Source organism: Kitasatospora sp. NPDC058190 (assembly GCF_042883685.1).
In the GTDB taxonomy this organism is placed as follows: Bacteria; Actinomycetota; Actinomycetes; order Streptomycetales; family Streptomycetaceae; genus Kitasatospora.
Window position 1 is genome coordinate 1 of record NZ_JBHVVI010000013.1, and the last position, 20,087, is coordinate 20,087.

General features: G+C 72.5%; 9 protein-coding genes. 7 read left to right on the plus strand and 2 right to left on the minus strand.

Annotation, left to right across the window (positions count from 1 at the left end; genetic code table 11):
- The first annotated feature begins 243 nt into the window (after positions 1 to 243).
- Positions 244 to 2,454 carry a glycogen debranching protein GlgX gene (glgX, locus tag ACFVWU_RS08440; RefSeq protein WP_387617098.1) on the plus strand — a complete coding sequence of 737 codons (2,211 nt, stop codon included), beginning with the start codon at positions 244 to 246 and terminating at the stop codon, positions 2,452 to 2,454.
- On the opposite strand, the gene ACFVWU_RS08445 is transcribed toward glgX, so the two are convergent.
- Positions 2,455 to 3,882: a family 2B encapsulin nanocompartment shell protein gene (locus tag ACFVWU_RS08445; protein WP_387617100.1), complete on the minus strand. Its 1,428-nt coding sequence runs from the start codon at positions 3,880 to 3,882 to the stop codon at positions 2,455 to 2,457.
- Between the two features lie 233 nt (positions 3,883 to 4,115).
- Here ACFVWU_RS08445 and ACFVWU_RS08450 point away from each other — a divergent pair, with 233 nt between their 5' ends.
- Together ACFVWU_RS08450 and ACFVWU_RS08455 are read left to right on the plus strand one after the other, a co-directional pair.
- Entirely contained in the window at positions 4,116 to 5,936 is a 1,821-nt protein-coding gene (locus ACFVWU_RS08450) for an ABC transporter ATP-binding protein (protein WP_387617102.1), read from the plus strand.
- A complete protein-coding gene (locus tag ACFVWU_RS08455) occupies positions 5,933 to 7,948 on the plus strand; it encodes an ABC transporter ATP-binding protein (RefSeq protein WP_387617104.1) in 2,016 nt (671 codons plus the stop codon). The genes ACFVWU_RS08450 and ACFVWU_RS08455 overlap by 4 nt, the downstream gene beginning before the upstream one ends.
- Positions 7,949 to 8,169: 221 nt before the next feature.
- Here the strand turns inward: ACFVWU_RS08455 and glgP are convergent, their stop codons facing one another.
- Positions 8,170 to 10,974, minus strand: a complete 2,805-nt coding sequence (glgP, locus tag ACFVWU_RS08460; protein WP_387617106.1) for an alpha-glucan family phosphorylase — start codon at positions 10,972 to 10,974, stop codon at positions 8,170 to 8,172.
- Positions 10,975 to 12,053: 1,079 nt separating this feature from the next.
- Between glgP and ACFVWU_RS08465 the strand changes: the two genes are divergently transcribed.
- The 4 genes from ACFVWU_RS08465 (at position 12,054) to glgB (ending at position 19,948) form a co-directional block, all read left to right on the plus strand.
- The gene (locus ACFVWU_RS08465) at positions 12,054 to 14,009 is read left to right on the plus strand and encodes an alpha-1,4-glucan--maltose-1-phosphate maltosyltransferase (RefSeq protein WP_387617267.1); all 1,956 of its coding nucleotides are present in this window, start codon (positions 12,054 to 12,056) and stop codon (positions 14,007 to 14,009) included.
- Entirely contained in the window at positions 14,006 to 15,730 is a 1,725-nt protein-coding gene (gene treS / locus ACFVWU_RS08470) for a maltose alpha-D-glucosyltransferase (RefSeq protein WP_387617108.1), read from the plus strand. Before ACFVWU_RS08465 ends, treS begins: the two co-directional genes overlap by 4 nt.
- A 253-nt stretch (positions 15,731 to 15,983) precedes the next feature.
- A complete protein-coding gene (locus ACFVWU_RS08475) occupies positions 15,984 to 17,474 on the plus strand; it encodes a maltokinase (protein ID WP_387617110.1) in 1,491 nt (496 codons plus the stop codon).
- 254 nt (positions 17,475 to 17,728) lie between these two features.
- Positions 17,729 to 19,948, plus strand: a complete 2,220-nt coding sequence (gene glgB / locus ACFVWU_RS08480) for a 1,4-alpha-glucan branching enzyme (protein WP_387617112.1) — start codon at positions 17,729 to 17,731, stop codon at positions 19,946 to 19,948.
- The last annotated feature ends 139 nt before the right edge of the window (positions 19,949 to 20,087 follow it).

The following is a 20,087-nucleotide window of genomic DNA, read 5'->3' on the forward strand; positions in this document are numbered from 1 at the left end:
CTGCCACCGCACCCCACGCCCCCACCCCACCGAATGGGCAGTCTGAAAATCATCCAGCCCCCGGAGCGGCCGCCCCCGGAGCCGCCCCCGGCCACCCACCCTCCCGAAAGCCACCCGAACACAACAGACACCCCCCACCCCGCCATCCGCCGGTAAGCCCCCGTTCAGCGGCTTCCTCCCCCCGCAATCCGGGAAAGAGAAGGTGAACGGGTTCCGGGACACCCCGTTCAGGGAGGGACGGCCATGGCGTCAGGGCAGGAGCTGGAAGCCGGGGTACGGCCGAGCGGCGGCCTGGGCCAGACCGAACCACCGTGGCCCGGCAGCTGGCAGCCACTCGGCGCCCGCTTCCGGACCGGTCAACTCGGCGGCGCGGGCACCAACTTCGCGCTCTGGGCGGCCGGCGCCGAGGCCGTCGACCTGTGCCTGTTCGACGAGGACGGCCGGGAGAGCCGGCACCGCCTGACCGAGCAGGACTTCCAGATCTGGCACGGCTTCCTGCCCGGCGTACGCCCCGGCGCCCGCTACGGCTTCCGGGTGCACGGCCGCTGGGACCCGTGGACCGGCGCGCGCTGGAACCCGGCGAAGCTGCTGCTCGACCCGTACGCCCGCGCCGTCGACGGCTGTTACACCTCGCACGACGCCGCCTGCTCCGCCGTCCGCAACTGGCCGGAGGCCGACGTCGCCGACACCGTCCGGGACAACCGCGACTCCGCCCCCTACGTGCCCAGATCCGTGGTCGTCCACGATGACGACGACTGGTACGACGACCACCGCCCGAAGACCCCGTGGGCCGAGACGGTGCTCTACGAGCTCCACGTCCGCGGCTTCACCATGCGCCACCCCGACATCCCGCCCCACCTGCGCGGCACCTACGCCGGCCTGGCCCACCCCGCCGCGATCGCCCACCTCACCCGCCTCGGCGTCACCGCCGTCGAGCTGCTGCCGGTGCACCAGTACGCCAGCGAGGACCACCTGCAGGCCCGCGGCCTGGTCAACTACTGGGGCTACAACACGATCGGCTACTTCGCCCCGCACGCCGGCTACTCCGCCTCCGGCTCGCGCGGCGGCCAGGTCGGCGAGTTCAAGCGGATGGTCCGCGCCCTGCACGCCGCCGGGATCGAGGTGATCCTCGACGTGGTGTTCAACCACACCGCCGAGGGTGCCGAACTCGGCCCGGCGCTCTCGCTGCGCGGTATCGACAACGCCGCCTACTACCGCCTCTCCCCGCACCGCCCGCGTGGCTACGCCGACTACACCGGCTGCGGCAACACCCTGGACACCCGCCGCCCGCAGGTGATCCGGCTGATCACCGACGCACTGCGCTACTGGGTCACCGAGATGGGCGTGGACGGCTTCCGCTTCGACCTCGCGGCCGCCCTGGCCCGGGGCACGGACGGGGTCGACATGGAGCACCCCTTCCTCGCCGCCGTCTCCCAGGACCCGGTGCTCAGCCGGGTGAAGCTGATCGCCGAGCCCTGGGACGTCGGCCCGGGCGGCTACCAGGTCGGCGGCTTCCCCCCGCTGTGGGCCGAGTGGAACGACAAGTACCGCGACACCGTACGGGACTTCTGGCGCGGCGCCCGCCCGGACGTGCGTGAACTCGGCTACCGGCTCTCCGGCTCCTCCGACCTCTACCAGCGCGGCGGCCGCCGCCCGTACGCCTCCGTCAACTACGTGACCGCGCACGACGGTTTCACCCTGCGGGACCTCGTCTCCTACGACCGCAAGCACAACGAGGCCAACGGCGAGGCCAACCGGGACGGCACCGACGACAACCGCTCCTGGAACCACGGCGTCGAGGGCGAGACCACCGACCCCGCGGTCAACGCGCTGCGGCTGCGCCAACTGCGCAACCTGACGGCCACGGTGCTGCTCTCCGCCGGCGTCCCGATGATCACCGCCGGGGACGAACTCGGCCGCACCCAGGGCGGCAACAACAACGCCTACTGCCAGGACGGCGAGGTCAGTTGGCTCGACTGGTCACTGCTGGAGCAGCCCGGCTGGCGCGAGCTGTGCGACCTGACCGCCCGGCTGATCCGGCTGCGCCGCGCCCACCCGGTGCTGCGCCAACGGGCGTTCTTCTCCGGCCGGGCCGCCGCCCCCGGCGGTCAGCCGGACCTCGCCTGGTTCACCCCGCTCGGCAAGGAGATGACCGAGGCGGACTGGTTCGCCCCCACCGCCTGCCTCGGCATGCTGCTCTCCGGCAGCGCGATGTCCGAACGGGACGAGGCCGGCCGGCCGACCGGGGACGACAGCTTCCTGCTGCTGCTCAACGCGGGCCGCGAACCGGTGGTGTTCAGCCTGCCCGGGGAGCCCTGGGCGGCGCCGGAGGCCGCGTACGAGACGGTGGTGGACACGGCGGCCGCGGCCACGGGCGAGCCGTACCCGCGGGGCGCGGTGGTGCTGGGCGGGCGCTCGCTGCAGCTGCTGCGGGCGCCCGCCCACGTGGGGTGATCAGGCCGGGGCGTGACCGACCTCGACGTTCTCCAGGATGCCGATCGCGTCCGGCACCAGCACCGCCGCCGAGTAGTAGGCGCTGACCAGGTAGGAGGCGATCGCCTTCTCGTCGATGCCCATGAAGCGCACGTTCAGGCCGGGCTCGACCTCGTCCGGGATGCCGACCTGGGTGAGGCCGACCACGCCCTGGTTGTCCTCGCCGACCCGCATCGCGATGAAGGAGGTGGTCTGGTCCTCGGTCACCGGGATCTTGTTGCACGGGAAGATCGGCACCCCGCGCCAGATCGGCCGCTGCTTGCCGAGGACGTCGACCGTGCCGGGGTAGACGCCGCGCTTGCTGCACTCCCGCTCGAAGGCCGCGATCGCCCGCGGGTGGGCGAACAGGTAGTCGGTGTCACGGCGCATGCTGAGCAGTTCGTCCAGGTCGTCCGGGGTGGGCGCGCCCGCGAGGGTCTGGATCCGCTGGTCGAAGTCGGCGTTGCCGAGCAGGCCGAACTCCGGGTTGTTGACGAGCTCGTGCTCCTGCCGCTCGCGCAGCGCCTCGATGGTCAGCCGCAGCTGCTCCTCGGTCTGGTTCATCGGCTTGTTGTAGAGGTCCGCGACCCGGGTGTGGACCTTGAGGACGGTCTGCGCGACGCTCAGCTCGTACTCGCGCGGCTCCAGCTCGTAGTCCACGAAGGTGGTGGGCAGCTCGTACTCGCCCTCGTGGCCCGCCGAGAGGTCGATCTCCGCCTCGCCGTGCGCGTTCTGCGCCTGGGCGGCGTCGGCGGCGAAGCCCAGCAGCTGCTCGCGCAGCGCCTCGGAGCGGCCGATCAGCTCCTGCAGCACCGGCCAGGACAGCGCCATGGCGACCCCGGCGGTGGCCGCCTTCACGGTGTACGGCCAGGTGCCGCCGCCGTCGGTGATCGCCTCGTCGCCGATGTAGTCGCCGTCCGCGAGCGAGCCGAGCATGGTCTGGTCGCCGTACTTGCCGGTGCCGATCAGATCGACCTTGCCGTGCGCGACCAGGAACACCTCCTCGATCGGCGCCCCCTCCCGCACCAGGACGTCGCCCGGCGCGAAGTCCCGCTGGGTGAACCGGCGGGCCAGCTCGGCCAGCACCTCCTGATCCTCGAAACCGCGCAGCACCGGCAGCTCGGCCAGCGAGGGGGCGATCACCGCCACCGCGGAACCGGTCTTGGTGAAGCTCGCCCGGCCGCGCCCGGTGGCATAGCTCAGACGGCGGTTCACCCGGTAGGTACCCGCGCTGACCTGCACCCACGGCAGCATCTTGAGCAGCCAGCGGGAGCTGATCGCCTGCATCTGAGGCTTCGACTTGGTCGTCGTCGCCAGGTTCCGCGCGGCGGTCGTGCTGAGGGAGAGCTGGGCCCGTACCTGCACGGTTGCGGAGCCGGGGCCCGGGGTGGTTCCGGTCTCGACCGTCATCTGCACACTCCTGTCACTCGCGCACCAATGAACATCCGTCAGGAGTTGTCATCGGCCGATCGGCAGGGGCTCGCAAGAGGCGCGCGGCGCACTACTCCCTGCACGAACGGCATCGCGCGCCCCGAGCTCCGCACGCGCCCCGCCCGTCCGGATGGCCGGTTCTCGCCGGGTGCCACCGACAGGGGCGAAAAACCGGATGAGAAGTGACGGGCTCTCTGCCTACCCTCACCGCGATGGCCGAGAACCGACAAGACGACGCCCCCGCGGCCGGGAGCCACCGCTCCACGGTCCGCTCCCTGCTGCGCCTGTGGCCCTACGCCCGGGCCGTGCGCGGCCGCCTCGCCGTCTCGGTGTCGGCCGCCTCGCTCGCCATGCTCAGCACCCTCGCCGTCCCGATGGTGCTCGGCCGGATCGTCGACGGCCCGCTCGCCTCACACGACCTGGCCGGCCTCTGGCCGCCGGTCGGCCTGCTGCTGGCCCTCGGCGTGGTCGAGGCCGCGCTGTTCTACACCCGCCGGGTGGTCCTCTCCCGCCCGCTGGGCCGGCTGGAGGCCGCCATGCGCGGGGACCTCTATGCCAAGCTCCAGCGGCTGCCGGTCTCCTTCCACGACCGCTGGGGCTCCGGCCAGTTGCTCTCCCGGGCCACCACCGACATGAACGCCATGCGGCTGTTCCTGGCCTTCCCGCTGGTGTTCCTGGTCGTCAACTCGGTGACGTTCCTGGCCGGCACGGTGCTGATGTTCACCCAGGACTGGCGGCTCGCCCTGATCGTCCTGCTGCCCTCCGTGCCGCTGTTCGTGCTCACCCGGCGCTTCGAGTCCGGCTACTCCGGCGCAGCCCGGCTCGCCCAGGACCAGAACGGCGACCTCGCCACCGTGGTCGAGGAGTCCATCCTCGGCATCCGCATCCTCAAGGCCTTCGGCCGCCACCGCTCGATGGCCGAGCACTTCCGCGAACAGTCGCACCGGCTGCGCCACACCGAACTGCGCAAGGCCCACCTGCTCGCCAACCTGTGGGCGGTGATCGTCGGCCTGCCGGAGATCGCCCTCGGCTGCGCCCTGGCCGTCGGCGCCTACCTGGTCGCCCACGACGAACTGAGCGCCGGCACCCTGGTCGCCTTCCTCTCCACCGCGCTCGCGCTGCGCTGGCCGGTCGAGTCGCTCGGCTGGCTGCTCGCCTACGCCAACGAGGCCGCCACCGCCACCGACCGCTTCTTCGAGGTCCTGGACGAACCCGAGACCGAGGACCGGGGCACCGCCACCCGCCTCGGCGCCCCGGACGGCATCCGCTTCACCGGCGTCCGCTTCCGCTACCCCGACGCCCCCGCCGACAGCCCCGACCTGCTGGCCGGCATCGACCTGCACGTCCGCAGCGGCGAGACGATGGCCCTGGTCGGCACGACCGGCAGCGGCAAGACCACGCTCACCGCGTTGCTCCCCCGGCTGTACGAGGCCACCGCCGGCACCATCACCCTGGACGGCCGGGACATCCGCGAGCTGCCCCGGGAGAAGCTGCGCGAACTGGTCGCGGTGGCCTTCGAGGAGCCCACCCTGTTCTCCGCCACCGTCCGGGAGAACGTGCTGATGGGCGCCCCCGGCGCGGACGAGCGGCAGCTGCGCTCGGCCCTCGCCACCGCCCAGGCCGGCTTCGTCGACCAGCTCCCGGCCGGGGTGGAGACCGAGGTCGGCGAGCAGGGCCTGAGCCTGTCCGGCGGCCAGCGCCAGCGCCTCGCGCTGGCCCGCGCGGTGGTCGGCCGCCCAGCCTTCCTGGTGCTGGACGACCCGCTCTCCGCCCTCGACGTGCACACCGAGGCCCTGGTCGAACGGGCGCTGCGCGAGGTGCTCGGCTCCACCACCGCCCTGGTGGTCGCCCACCGCCCGAGCACCGTGCTGCTCGCCGACCGGGTCGCGGTGCTCGCGGACGGCCGGATCGAAGCCGTCGGCACCCACCAGGAACTGCTGCGCGACAGCGCGCACTACCGCGAACTGATGTCGGGCGAGGCCGCCCTCGGGTCGGACGGCCCCTTCGTTTCGGACAGGGAGCCCGCCCGATGACCACCATCGTCCAGCCCGCCCAGCCCTCCCAGCCCGAACCGGCCGAGCCGGCCGGGCCGGTCGAGGAGGAGCTGCCCCCGCCCCCGGCCGACGAGGAGGACATCCCCGTCCCGCCCGGCGCGCCGAGGGCACTGCTGCGCTCGCTGCTCGGCCCGCACCGGGCCCGGATCGCCGTCGCGATGGTGGTGATCCTGGTCCAGCAGGCCGCGTTGCAGTCCGGCCCGCTGCTGGTCGCGGTGGCGATGGACCGCGGCATCCCGGCGCTGCGCGAACACGACTCCGGCCCGCTGATCGCGGTGGTGGCCGGCTACCTGTGCTGCGCCCTGCTCAGCCCGCTGCTGCAGTGGGCGTTCATCAAGGTCAGCGCCCGGGTCAACCAGGACGTCCTGCTGGAGCTGCGCGGCCGGATCTTCCGGCACGCCCAGCGGCTCAGCCTGGACTTCCACGAGCGCTACACCTCGGGTCGGATCATCGCCCGCGCCACCAGCGACATCGACGCGCTGCGCGAGCTGCTCTCCGAAGGGCTCCAGGAGCTGCTGACCGTCTTCCTGTCGGTCTGTTACATCTCGGTGCTGCTGGTGGTGCTGGACTGGCGGCTCGGCCTGGCCTCGCTGCTCGCCTTCCTGCCGCTGGCCCTGGTCGCCCGCTCCTTCCGCACCCGCTCCCGCCGGGTCTACCGCCGCTCTCGGACCGCCGCGGCCTCGATGATCGTGCGCTTCACCGAGACCATGAACGGCATCCGCCCGGTGCAGGCCTTCCGCCGCGAGAAGACCAACGACGCCGCCTTCGCCGTGGTCAACTCCCAGTCCTCCACGGCCAACGCGGAGGGCTTCCTGGAGCTCGCCCGCTACGTCGGCCTCTCCCGCGCCACCGCCAACCTCTGGACCACCGGCATCGTGCTGTTCGGCGCCTACCTGGTGGTGGACGACGCGCTGGAGCTGGGCGTGCTCACCGCCTTCGTGCTCTACCTGCGCCGCCTGTTCGACCCGATCGACCAGCTGGCGATGTTCCTGAACAGCTACCAGGCCGCCGCCGCGGCGCTGGAGAAGATCGCCGGCCTGCTGGCCCACGAGCCGACCGTCGCCGAGCCGACCGAGCCGAAACGGCTCCCGCCCCGAGCCGAAGGGCGCGCCGGTGTCGAAAGCGTGGGCCCCTCCTGCCCGATGGCGGGCAAGGAGGGAGAGCGACCAGCGACCGACGAAGGAGGGAGCGCCGGAGCGAAGAGCGTCGGCACCGGGTCCGAGCGCCCGGAGGCGAGCGGGCGAGTCACAGTCACAGCCCGCGAGGTCTCGTTCGAGCGGACCCGCTTCGCCTACCGCACCGGCAAGGAGGTGCTGCCGCCCTTCGACCTGCTGATCCCGGCCGGGCAGACGGTCGCGGTGGTCGGGGCGACCGGCGCGGGCAAGTCGACGGTCGCCAAGCTGCTGGCCCGCTTCTACGACCCCACCGACGGCCGGATCCGGCTGGACGGGGTGGACCTGCGCGACCTCGCCACCCCCGAGCTGCGGCGCGCAGTGGTGATGGTGACCCAGGAGTCCTTCCTGTTCTCCGGCACCGTCGCGGAGAACATCGCGATCGGCCGCCCCGGCGCCACCCGCGCGGAGGTCGAGCAGGCCGCCCGCGACATCGGCGCCCACGCCTTCATCACCGCGCTCCCGAACGGCTTCGACACCGACGTGCGCAAGCGCGGCGGCCGGATCTCCGCCGGCCAGCGCCAGCTGGTCGCCTTCGCCCGTGCCCTGCTGGCCGACCCGGCCGTGCTGATCCTGGACGAGGCCACCAGCTCCCTGGACGTGCCCGGCGAGCAGGCGGTCCAGCGGGCGATGCGCACCGTGCTGGCCGGCCGGACGGCGGTGATCATCGCGCACCGGCTCTCCACGGTGGAGATCGCCGACCGGGTCCTGGTGATGGACCAGGGCCGGATCGTCGAGGACGGCTCCCCGCAGGACCTGATCGACGGCTCCGGCCGCTTCGCCGCCCTCCACCGGGCCTGGCGGGACAGCCTCGTCTAGGAGGCTCCACAGTTGTGCCCGACCGGGTGCGCCGTCACGCACCCGGCCGGGCCGCTCGGCTCCTGTGGGCGGGTCAGCCCACGTCACCGCGAAGTCGGTGTGCCGGTCCGGCGATCATGACCATCACGCTCCCCTCGCCCGATGAACAGGGCAAGCGGACGGCTGCCGTCCGTAGCACGCCGGACGGCAGCCGCGGCGGGCGGTGTCAGCGCCCGCGGGTGTCAGCGCAGCAGCCCCGCGTCCATCCCCGCCGACTCCGCCGGGAGGGCGACCAGCCCCAGCTCGGCCGGGGAGGCCAGTCGGGGGTGGGCGGGCAGCACCCGGACGGTGTAACCGAAGGGGCCGGTGCGGCCGAGCTCCAGCGAGCCCTCGTAACGGGTGCGGCCGTCCAGGTCCGGACCGCCGACCGGCTTGAGGGCGAGCACCGAGGCGTCCGAGATGCCGTCGGTCTCGTCCACCCGGCCGGAGACCGCCTGCACCTCGACGTCGCCCGGCTCCAGCGCCCCGAGCGCGACCTGCACCCGCAGCGCCAGCGAGCTGCCCAGCTCCTGGGCCTCGGCCGGGCAGTCGGCCTCGACGTGCTCGACCCGCACGGCCGGCCAGCCGTCCCGGACCTTCGCCTTCCACAGCGCCAGCTCACGGGCGGCCGTGACCCGCCCGCTCGCCTCCAGGCGCTCGAACCCGGTGCCGACGCTCTTCGCTCCGGCGCTCTCTCCCCCGTCGGTCGCCTGTCGCTCCTCGCTCGCGACGTCGGCGCGCCCTTCGGCTCGGGGCGGGAGCTCCACCCTCAGCTCCCGCTCGGCCAGCGCCGCCGGGGCGTACAGCCGCTCGACGTACTCGCGCACCATCCGCCCGGCCAGCACCTTGGGTCCGAGGGTGACCAGGGTGTGCCGGACCATGGCGATCCAGCGGTGCGGCAGCCCGTCCGTGCCCCGGTCGTAGAACCGGCCGGCGACCTGCTCCTCGATCAGGTCGTACAGCGCGGCGGCCTCGATGTCGTCGCGCCGCTCGGCCTCGCTGCTCTCCGGGTCGAGCACGCCGGCGGCCTCGTCGGCGGTGGGGATCGCCCAGCCGTTCTGGCCGTCGTACCACTCGTCCCACCAGCCGTCCAGGACGGACAGGTTGAGGCAGCCGTTGAGCGCGGCCTTCATCCCGGAGGTGCCGCAGGCCTCCAGCGGGCGCAGCGGGTTGTTCAGCCAGACGTCGCAGCCCGGGTAGAGGCGCCGGGCCATCGCCATGTCGTAGTCCGGCAGGAAGACGATCCGGTGCCGCACCGTCGGGTCGTCGGCGAAGGCGACCATCTGCTGGATCAGCCGCTTGCCGCCGTCGTCGGCCGGGTGGGCCTTGCCCGCCACCACGATCTGCACCGGCCGGGTGGGGTGCAGCAGCAGGCCGCGCAGCCGGTCCGGGTCGCGCAGCATCAGGGTGAGCCGCTTGTACGAGGGCACCCGGCGGGCGAAGCCGATGGTGAGCACGTCGGGGTCGAGCACCGAGGAGACCCAGCCGAGTTCGGCCTCGCCGGCCCCGCGCTGGCGCCAGGAGGCGCGCAGCCGGCGGCGGGCCTCGTCCACCAGCTGGGCCCGCAGGCTGCGGCGCAGGTCCCAGATCTCGGTGTTGGCGATCCGCTCCAGGCCGGTCCAGCGCTGGGTCTCGCCGGTGGTCATCGCCTCCTCGGCGCGGTCGGCGCCGATCTCGGCGGCGCCGAGGCGGACCACTGCCGGGTCGATCCAGGTGGCGGCGTGGACGCCGTTGGTGACCGAGGTGATCGGCACCTCGGCGGGGTCGAAGCCGGGCCAGAGGCCGTTGAACATCGAGCGGCTGACCTCGCCGTGCAGGGTGGAGACCCCGTTGGCGCGCTGGGCGAGCCGCAGGCCCATGGCGGCCATGTTGAACAGCTTCGGGTCCCCGCCGTACCAGGTCTCGGCGCCGAGCCCGAGCACCGACTCGACCGGGACACCGGGCAGTGCGACGTCGCCGCCGAAGTGGCGGGCGACCAGCTCGCGGTCGAAGCGGTCGATGCCGGCCGGGACGGGGGTGTGGGTGGTGAACAGGGTGCCGGCCCGGACGGACTCCAGGGCGGCGGCGAAGTCCAGGCCCGCGGTGTCGGTTCCGGCGGGGCCGGCGGCGACCAGTTCGCGGATCCGTTCGACGCCGAGGAAGCCGGCGTGGCCCTCGTTGGTGTGGAAGACCTCGGGGGCGGGGTGCCCGGTGAGCCGGCAGTAGGCGCGCACGGCCCGGACACCGCCGATGCCGAGCAGCATCTCCTGGAGCAGCCGGTGCTCGCTGCCGCCGCCGTAGAGCCGGTCGGTGACGTCCCGTTCGGCTGGCGAGTTGGCCTCGATGTCGGAGTCGAGCAGCAGCAGCGGGACCCGCCCGACCTCGGCCTTCCAGACGTGGGCGGCCAGGGTGCGGCCGCCTGGCAGGGCGAGGTCGACCCGACAGGGGGTGCCGTCGGGCCCGCGGAGCAGGCTGACGGCGAGCTCGTCCGGGTCCAGCAGCGGGTAGCGCTCCTGCTGCCAGCCGTCCCGGTTGAGCGACTGGCGGAAGTAGCCGTGCCGGTAGAACAGCCCGACGCCGATGATCGGCACGCCGAGGTCGCTGGCCGCCTTGAGGTGGTCGCCGGCCAGGATGCCGAGGCCGCCGGAGTACTGGGGCAGTGTGGCGGCGATGCCGTACTCGGGCGAGAAGTAGGCGATCGCGGCGGGCGGCGGGGTGGCCCCGGCCTCCAGCTGGGTCTGGTACCAGCGCGGCCCGGTGAGGTACTCGCGCAGGTCGTCGGCGAGGTCGCCGAGTCTGCGCAGGAACCGCCGGTCGGCGGCGAGCGCGGCGAGCCGGGCGGCCGGGACCTCCCCGAGCAGCCGCACCGGGTCCTCGCCGGTCGCGGCCCAGACCTCCGGGTCCACGGACCGGAAGAGGTCCCTGGTCTCGGGATGCCAGGACCAGCGCAGGTTGAGGGCCAGCTCGTGCAACGGCTGGAGTTGTTCGGGCAGGACGGTGCGGACGGTGAATCTGCGGATTGCCTTCACAGGCGTGAAGCGTAGCCTTCGCGGTCGCCATGACAGTGGGTCATGTGGGCTATTGGGCATCCGTTCGGCCTATTGATGAGATCGCATTCGGCGCATTGGTCTGCACGGGGGGCGCGCGAGGCGCACATTCCGGGGCGTCGCGCTACCAATGCATGAACTCTGCGGAACAGCTCCATTTCCGGATGCTCATCCACTCCGGACAAAGCCCGAAACTACTGTCGTACCGCTGCGAAAACCTTGTCCCCGGTGCGAGGATGACCGAAGGTCGTAGATGCTGCGGGGACGCCTCCCGTCACCGTGAAGCAGCACGTCCGAATCCTTTTCGCGTTGATCGTTCCCGTTCCCCCTTAGCCCGTTCGGTGTGCGCCGCGCACCGACGCGTGTCCTCCACACCGGTCCGCTCGTTCACGGGTCGACCGAGCCGCCAGGGGCGTGCCCCCCGGAGGCGTGCGCCGGGACACGCGCGGGCTCCGGGGCGTCCAGCCACCGCCACGGCGGGCGCCGGGCAGGTTGCCGGGGACAGCGGCGCGGGCAGGCTCCGGTCGCACGTCCTCCCCACCCCAGCAGTCCTCCCGGCACTCCCCTGGCCCGAACCCCGGCCCGCGGGAGCTGCCGCCGATCTCGGGCAGGAGTTTGGCATGCACGGCGACACGCGGGACCAGTCCACACCGGTGGCCGAAACCCTCGACGCAGCGGTCGCGGAATCCGCCGCGCGGATGGATTCTGACACTCGGACAGACCCGGCGATGCCGTCGCCCAGGGTGTCCGGGGCGGACCGTACCGAATCCTCCGAAGCCCCGGCCTCCACAGCACAGCCCTCCGCAGCGGCCCGACAACCCGGGGTCGAGGAGGGCCGGACCGCGGCACCGCGCAGGCGCACCACCACCACGCGCCGCACCGCCGCCGCGACGGCCACCACCCGCCCGGCCGCCGACCCCGGGGCCGGTGCCCCGACCGCTGCCGCCGCGACCGCCCCTGCCCGCAGGAGCGGCGCGAAGGGCGCGGCCAAGAGCCCCGCCAAGAGCACCACCAAGACCGCCACCAAGCCCTCCGCCCGCAAGACGACAGAGAGCGACACCGTGATCGGCCGCATCCCCGTCCTGGACGTCAGCCCCACCGTCGACGCCGGCCGCCGCCCGGCCAAGGCCGTCGTCGGCGAGACCTTCGCGGTCACCGCGACCGTCTTCCGCGAGGGCCACGACGCCGTCAACGCCAACGTGGTGCTGCGCGACCCGCGCGGCCGCAGCGGCCCGTGGACGCCGATGCGCGAGCTCGCCGAGGGCACCGACCGCTGGGGCGCGTACGTCACCCCGACCGCGCCCGGCCGCTGGTCGTACCTGGTGGAGGCGTGGAGCGACCCGATCGCCACCTGGCGCAAGGCCGCCTCGATCAAGCTGCCGGCCGGGATCGACACCGCGCTGGTGCTGGAGGAGGGCGCCCGGCTGCTGGAGCAGGCCGCCGCCGGGGTGCCGAAGAAGGAGGGCCGGGCGCACGTGGTGGCCGCCGCCGACGCGCTGCGCGACCCGGGGCTGCCGCCGCTGTCCCGGCTGGCCGCCGCGCTCGCCCCCGAGGTGCTGGAGCTGCTGGCCCGCTACCCGCTGCGCGAGCTGCTCACCGCCTCCCGGCCGCTGCCGCTCCAGGTGGACCGCGAGCGCGCGCTGTTCGGCTCCTGGTACGAGTTCTTCCCCCGTTCGGAGGGTGCGGTGGTGGACCCCAACGGGGTCGAGCCGCCGCTGTCGGGCACCCTGCGCAGCGCCGCCGAGCGACTGCCGGCGGTGGCCGCGATGGACTTCGACGTGGTCTACCTGCCGCCGGTGCACCCGATCGGGCGAGCCTTCCGCAAGGGCCCGGACAACACCCTGACGGCCGGTCCGCACGACGTCGGCTCACCCTGGGCGATCGGCTCCCCCGAGGGCGGCCACGACGCGGTCCACCCGGACCTCGGCACCATCGAGGACTTCGACCACTTCGTCGCCGAGGCCCGGGCCCTGCACCTGGAGGTGGCGCTGGACTTCGCCCTCCAGTGCTCCCCCGACCACCCGTGGGTGAACAAGCACCCGGAATGGTTCAGCCACCGCGCGGACGGCACCATCGCGTACGCCGAGAACCCCCCGAAGAAGTATCAGGACATCTATCCGATCAACTTCGATCAGGACATGGATGGAATCGTCAAGGAAACCATTCGAACCCTCCGATTCTGGATGTCCCACGGCGTCCGGATCTTCCGGGTCGACAACCCCCACACCAAGCCGGTGGTGTTCTGGGAGACGGTGCTCGGCGACATCGCCCGCACCGACCCGGATGTCGTGTTCCTGGCAGAGGCCTTCACCCGCCCGGCGATGATGCACACCCTCGCGAAGATCGGTTTCCACCAGTCGTACACGTACTTCACCTGGCGCAACACCAAGACCGAACTCACCGAGTACCTCACCGAACTCACCGGTGACGCGGCGGCCTACATGCGCCCCAACTTCTTCGCCAACACCCCGGACATCCTGCACGCCTTCCTCCAGCACGGCGGCCGCGCCGCCTTCGCGATCCGCGCGGTGCTCGCCGCCACCCTCTCCCCCAGCTACGGCGTCTACGCCGGCTACGAGCTGTACGAGAACGAGCCGGCCCACCCGGGCTCCGAGGAGTACCTGCACTCGGAGAAGTACGAGCTCCGCCCGCGCGACTGGAACCGCACCGACACCCTCGCCCCGCTGCTCACCGTGCTGAACCGGCTGCGTCGGCGCCACCCCGCCCTGCAGCAGCTGCGCGACCTGCGCTTCCACCACACCGACAACGAACAGGTGCTCGCCTACTCCAAGACCGCGACCACCCCCGAGGGCCTGACCGACCAGGTGATCACGGTGGTCAACCTCGACCCGCACCACGTCCAGGAGGCCACCGTCACCCTCGACGGCGACGGTCCGTTCGCGGTGCACGACGAGCTCACCGGCGCCGTCTACACCTGGGGCCGGCACAACTACGTCCGGCTCGATCCCTCAGCCGAGCCGGCTCACCTCCTCACGGTTCGGAGGAACCCAGCGTGACAGTGAACGAGCCCGTCCCCGACACCTTCCCCGAGACCTCCAAGAAGAACCTGGACCCTGAGTGGTTCAAGCGTGCGGTCTTCTACGAGGTGCTGGTGCGGTCCTTCCAGGACAGTAACGGCGACGGGGTCGGGGACCTCAAGGGGCTCACGGCCAGGCTCGACTACCTCCAGTGGCTCGGCATCGACTGCCTCTGGCTCCCGCCGTTCTTCGCCTCGCCGCTGCGCGACGGCGGGTACGACGTGGCCGACTACAAGTCGGTGCTGCCGGAGTTCGGCGACCTCGCCGACTTCATGGAGTTCGTCGACGCCGCGCACGCCCGCGGCATGCGCGTGATCATCGACTTCGTCATGAACCACACCAGCGACCAGCATCCATGGTTCCAGGCCTCCCGCGCGGACCCGGACGGGCCGTACGGCGACTTCTACATGTGGGCCGACGACGACAAGCAGTACCCGGACGCCCGGATCATCTTCGTCGACACCGAGACCTCCAACTGGACCTACGACCCGGTGCGCAAGCAGTACTACTGGCACCGGTTCTTCTCGCACCAGCCGGACCTCAACTACGACAACCCCCGGGTCCAGGACGAGATGGTCGCCGGGCTGCGGTTCTGGCTGGACCTCGGCATCGACGGCTTCCGGCTGGACGCGGTGCCGTACCTGTTCGCCCGCGAGGGCACCAACTGCGAGAACCTGCCGGAGACCCACGAGTTCCTCAGGCGGGTCCGCAAGGAGATCGACGCCGACTACCCGGACACCGTCCTGCTCGCCGAGGCCAACCAGTGGCCGGAGGACGTGGTCGACTACTTCGGCGACTTCACCGGGGGCGGCGACGAGTGCCACATGGCGTTCCACTTCCCGGTGATGCCGCGGATCTTCATGGCGGTGCGCCGGGAGTCCCGCTACCCGGTGTCCGAGATCCTCGCCAAGACCCCGCAGATCCCCGCCGGCTGCCAGTGGGGGATCTTCCTGCGCAACCACGACGAGCTGACCCTGGAGATGGTCACCGACGAGGAGCGCGACTACATGTACGCGGAGTACGCCAAGGACCCCCGGATGCGCGCCAACGTGGGCATCCGCCGCCGGCTCGCCCCGCTGCTGGAGAACGACCGCAACCAGATCGAGCTGTTCACCGCCCTGCTGCTCTCCCTGCCCGGCTCGCCGGTGCTCTACTACGGGGACGAGATCGGCATGGGCGACAACATCTGGCTGGGCGACCGGGACGGCGTGCGCACGCCGATGCAGTGGACCCCGGACCGCAACGCGGGTTTCTCCTCGGCCGACCCGGGCAGGCTCAGTCTGCCGCCCATCATGGACCCGGTGTACGGCTACCAGGTGACCAACGTCGAGGCGCAGCAGAGCAGTTCGAGTTCGCTGCTGCACTGGACGCGTCGCATGATCGAGATCCGCAAGCTCAATCCGGCGTTCGGCCTCGGCACCTACACCGAACTGCCGTCCAGCAACCCCGCCGTGCTGGCCTTCGTGCGCGAGTACGAGGGGGACCTGGTCATGTGCGTGAACAACTTCTCGCGGTTCGCGCAGCCGACCGAGCTGGACCTGCGGCAGTACGGCGGGCGGTACCCGGTCGAGCTGATCGGCGGGGTGCGCTTCCCGTCGATCGGCGAGTGGCCCTACCTGCTCACGCTGGCCGGGCACGGCTTCTACTGGTTCCAGCTCCGGCAGCCCCCGCGCCTGAGCGGGACCAGGCGGCCGAAGTAACGATCCGCCACGCTCCGCGGCACCCCGGTCCGCACAGCACCACCTGACCCTCCGGGGGCGCGAGTTGAACCCCGCGCCCCCGGAGTTCTCTGCACCACCGCGTACGGAGAACAGCCCAACGGCCACCCACACGAAGGCGTGACACCCGAGCCGTGCTCGCGTGCCGCGACCGCCGCGCCGCCGAAATCCGGAAGACTGACGGACCCGGCCACGACTCGTCGGGCAGTCCGCGTGCTTCCGGGGAAAGGGAGTCATGTCCGAAACCTCCCGTTCTCAAGCCCATGTGCAGCACGACGCCCCGGCCGGTTCCGCCGCGCCGGCGGGCGTGCGGGGCACCGGGCCCCGGAGAACCGCCCTGGGGGTCAGCGAGCTCGTCCAGGCGGCCCTGCCGCTGATCGCCGAGTGGCTCCCCACCCAGCGCTGGTACGCCGGGAAGGGACGGCCCATCACCGGGCTCACCCCGGTGGTCGGAACCCCGCTCCAGGTCGGCGACCCGGCCCTGCTGCACCTGCTGCTGCGGGTCGAACACGCCACCACGGTCGGCGCCCCGCACGGCGACATCTACCAACTCCTGCTCGGCGTCCGCTCGCAAGGCCCCACGGACATCGAGCCCAGCGCGGTGCTCGGCCGGCTGAGCCAGGGCCCGTACGACGGCGCCGCCCTCTACGACGCGGTGCACGACCCCGAGCTCACCGGCCGCCTGTTGGAACACCTCGCCACCGGCGACCGCTTCGGCTCGCTGTCCTTCCGCCGCACCCCCGGCTCCGGACTCCCCACCAACATCCCCGGCCGCGCCTCCACCGCCGAGCAGTCCAACAGCTCGGTCATCTACGGCACCTCCTACATCCTCAAGCTGTTCCGCCGCATCCACCCCGGCACCAACCCCGACCTGGAGCTCTCGCTCGCGCTCTCCCGGGCCGGCTCCACCCGCATCCCCCGGGTCGCCGCCTGGTTCGAGAGCCGGATGGAACGCGCCGAGCCCGCCACCCTCGGGCTGCTGCAGCGCTACCTGCCGGACGCCGAGGACGGCTGGGAACTCGCCCTCGACCAGGTCGGCCGGCTCAAGGGCGACCGCTCCCCCGGCAACTTCGCCATCGAGGCCCACCGGCTCGGCCGGGCCACCGCCGAGGTGCACCGGGTGCTGGCCCGCTCGATGCCGGTCGCCCGGCTCGACCGCACCCAGACCGGACGGCTCGCCACCGCGATGGCCGACCGGCTGGACAGCGCCGTCGCCGCCGTCCCCGGACTGCTGCGCTTCCGGGCCGCCCTGCGCACCGCCTTCCAGCAGCTCGCCGACGCCCACCCGGACGGCCTGCCGGTCCAGCGCATCCATGGCGACCTGCACCTCGGGCAGGCCATGCGCACCCCGCACGGCTGGGTGCTGCTGGACTTCGAGGGCGAACCGGCCAAGTCCGTCAACGAGCGCCGCGAGCCGCAGCCCGCCCTGCGCGACGTCGCCGCGATGCTGCGCTCCTTCGACTACGCGGCCGCCCACCTGCTGGCCGGCGGCCCGGTCGACCCGGAGCTGGCCCACCTCGCCGCCGCCTGGGCCCAGCGCAACCGCACCGCCTTCTGCGCCGGCTACACCGCCGGGGGCGGCGCCGACCCGGCCGCCTCGCCGGAGCTGATGCGGGCGCTGGAGATCGACAAGGCGGTGTACGAGGTGGTGTACGAGGCCCGGCACCGGCCCAGCTGGCTTCCGATCCCACTGGCCGCGATCAACCGGCTCGCCCTCTCCGTCTGACCCCGCCCTCCCCGTCCCGCCCGCCACGAGTTCGCCCACCCCCGCCGCAGGAGGACCACGCCGTGACGTCGCTCGACCCGACCGGCCGCCCCACCCGCCCCGTTCCGGCCACCTTCTCGGCCGGGGCCTCCGCCCCGCCCCGAGCCGAAGGGCGCGCCGGTGCCGAAAGCCTGGGCCCCTCCTGCCCGATGGCGGGCAAGGAGGGAGAGCGACCAGCGACCGACGAAGGAGTAACCGCACCCGAGGCCCCCCTCGTGACGGACTTTCCGACGGGCGCTCTGCGCCTCCCCGAGGCGCCGCTGCCGCCGGCCGAGGTGGAGCGGTTGGTGGGCGGGCAGCACCACGACCCGCACGCGCTGCTCGGCGCGCACCCGGTGCACGGCGGGACGGCGATCCGGGTGCTGCGCCCGTTCGCCGAGCGGGTGGTGGTGGAGACCTCCCAGGGCCCGGCCGAACTCACCCACCAGCAGGGCGGGTTGTTCACCGGACTGCTGGCGGGCCGCGAACTCCCGGACTACACCCTGCTGGTGACCTACCCCGGCGGCGAGCCGCTGCGCCAGCACGACGGCTACCGCACCCCGCCCACCCTCGGCGAGCTCGACCTGCACCTGATCTCCGAGGGCCGGCACGAGCAGCTGTGGCAGGCGCTCGGCTCGCACGTGCGCACCGTCGGCGGCGTCCCCGGCACCGCCTTCGCGGTCTGGGCGCCGAACGCCGTCGGGGTCCGGCTGATCGGCGACTTCAACCACTGGGACGGCACCGGCCACCCGATGCGCTCGCTCGGCTCCTCCGGGATCTGGGAGCTGTTCGTCCCCGGCCTCGCCGAGGGCACCACGTACAAGTACGAGATCCACACCCGGCAGGGCTGGGTGCTCGACAAGGCCGACCCGCTGGCCCGGGCCGCCCAGTGCCCGCCCGGCACCGCCTCGGTGGTCACCTCCTCCTCGTACGCGTGGCAGGACGGCGAGTGGATGGCCCGCCGGGCGCGCGCCGCACACCACCGCGCGCCGATGTCGGTGTACGAGCTGCACCTGGCCTCCTGGCGGCCCGAGCTCACCACCTACCGCGAGATCGCCGAAGAACTGCCGCGCTACGTCAAGGAGTTGAACTTCACCCACGTGGAGTTCATGCCGGTGATGGAGCACCCCTTCGGCGGCTCCTGGGGCTACCAGGTCTCCGGCTACTACGCCCCCACCGCCCGGCTCGGCGGCCCCGACGACTTCCGGTACCTGGTGGACACCCTGCACCGCCACGGCATCGGCGTGATCGTCGACTGGGTGCCCGCGCACTTCCCCAAGGACGACTTCGCGCTCGCCCGCTTCGACGGCGAGCCGCTGTACGAGCCGGCCGACCCGCTGCGCGCCGAGCACCCGGACTGGGGGACGCTGGAGTTCGACTACGGCCGCAAGGAGGTGCGCAACTTCCTGGTCGCCAACGCCGTCTACTGGTGCGAGGAGTTCCACGTCGACGGTCTGCGGGTGGACGCGGTCGCCTCGATGCTCTACCTCGACTACTCCCGCGAGGGCGGCGACTGGACGCCCAACCAGTACGGCGGCCGGGAGAACCTGGACGCGGCCTCGTTCCTCCAGGAGATGAACGCGACCGTCTACCGCCGCTGCCCCGGCGTACTCACCGTCGCGGAGGAGTCCACCGCCTGGGACGGCGTCACCCGGCCCACCGACGCCGGCGGCCTCGGCTTCGGACTGAAGTGGAACATGGGCTGGATGCACGACTCGCTGGTCTACATGTCCAAGGAGCCGGTGCACCGCAAGTACCACCACAACGAGATCACCTTCTCGATGGTGTACGCCTACTCCGAGAACTACATCCTGCCGATCTCGCACGACGAGGTCGTCCACGGCAAGCAGGCCCTGGTCTCCAAGATGCCCGGCGACTGGTGGCAGCAGCGCGCCAACCACCGCGCCTACCTGGGCTTCATGTGGTCCCACCCGGGCAAGCAACTGCTGTTCATGGGGCAGGAGTTCGCCCAGGGCGCGGAATGGCACCACGAGCAGGGCCCGCAGTGGTGGGTGCTCGACGAGAAGTGGCCGGCGCACCGGGAACACCTGGGCGCGCGCCGCCTGGTCCGCGACCTCAACCGGATCTACCGGGACACCCCCGCCCTGTGGGAGCTCGACACCACCCCGGACGGCTTCCGCTGGCTGGACGGCGGCGCCGCCGAGGACAACCTGCTCTCCTTCGTCCGCTTCGCCGCCGACGGCACCCCGCTGGTCGCCGTCTGCAACTTCTCCCCCGTCGTCCGGCACGGCCACCGGGTCGGCCTGCCCGCCCTGGACGGCCGCGAGCAGCTCTGGGAGGAGGTGCTGAACACCGACGCCGAGACCTACGGCGGCAGCGGCATCGGCAACTCCCACCCGGTCAAGGCCGAGCCGGTCGGGTGGAACGGCCAGCCCCGCTCCGCCGAGCTGGTCCTCCCCCCGCTCGCCACCGTCTGGCTCCGCCCGGCACGCTGACCCCCGCCCTCCGGGCGCCCCTCCCGCGGGCGCCCGGAGGCGAGCCGGGAGGTGACCTTCGTCCCTTGCCGCCCGGGGCGACCTCTGCTCGCGGACGGCTGTTCGGGGTGCGAAGGTATGGTCGAGATGACCACCTTCC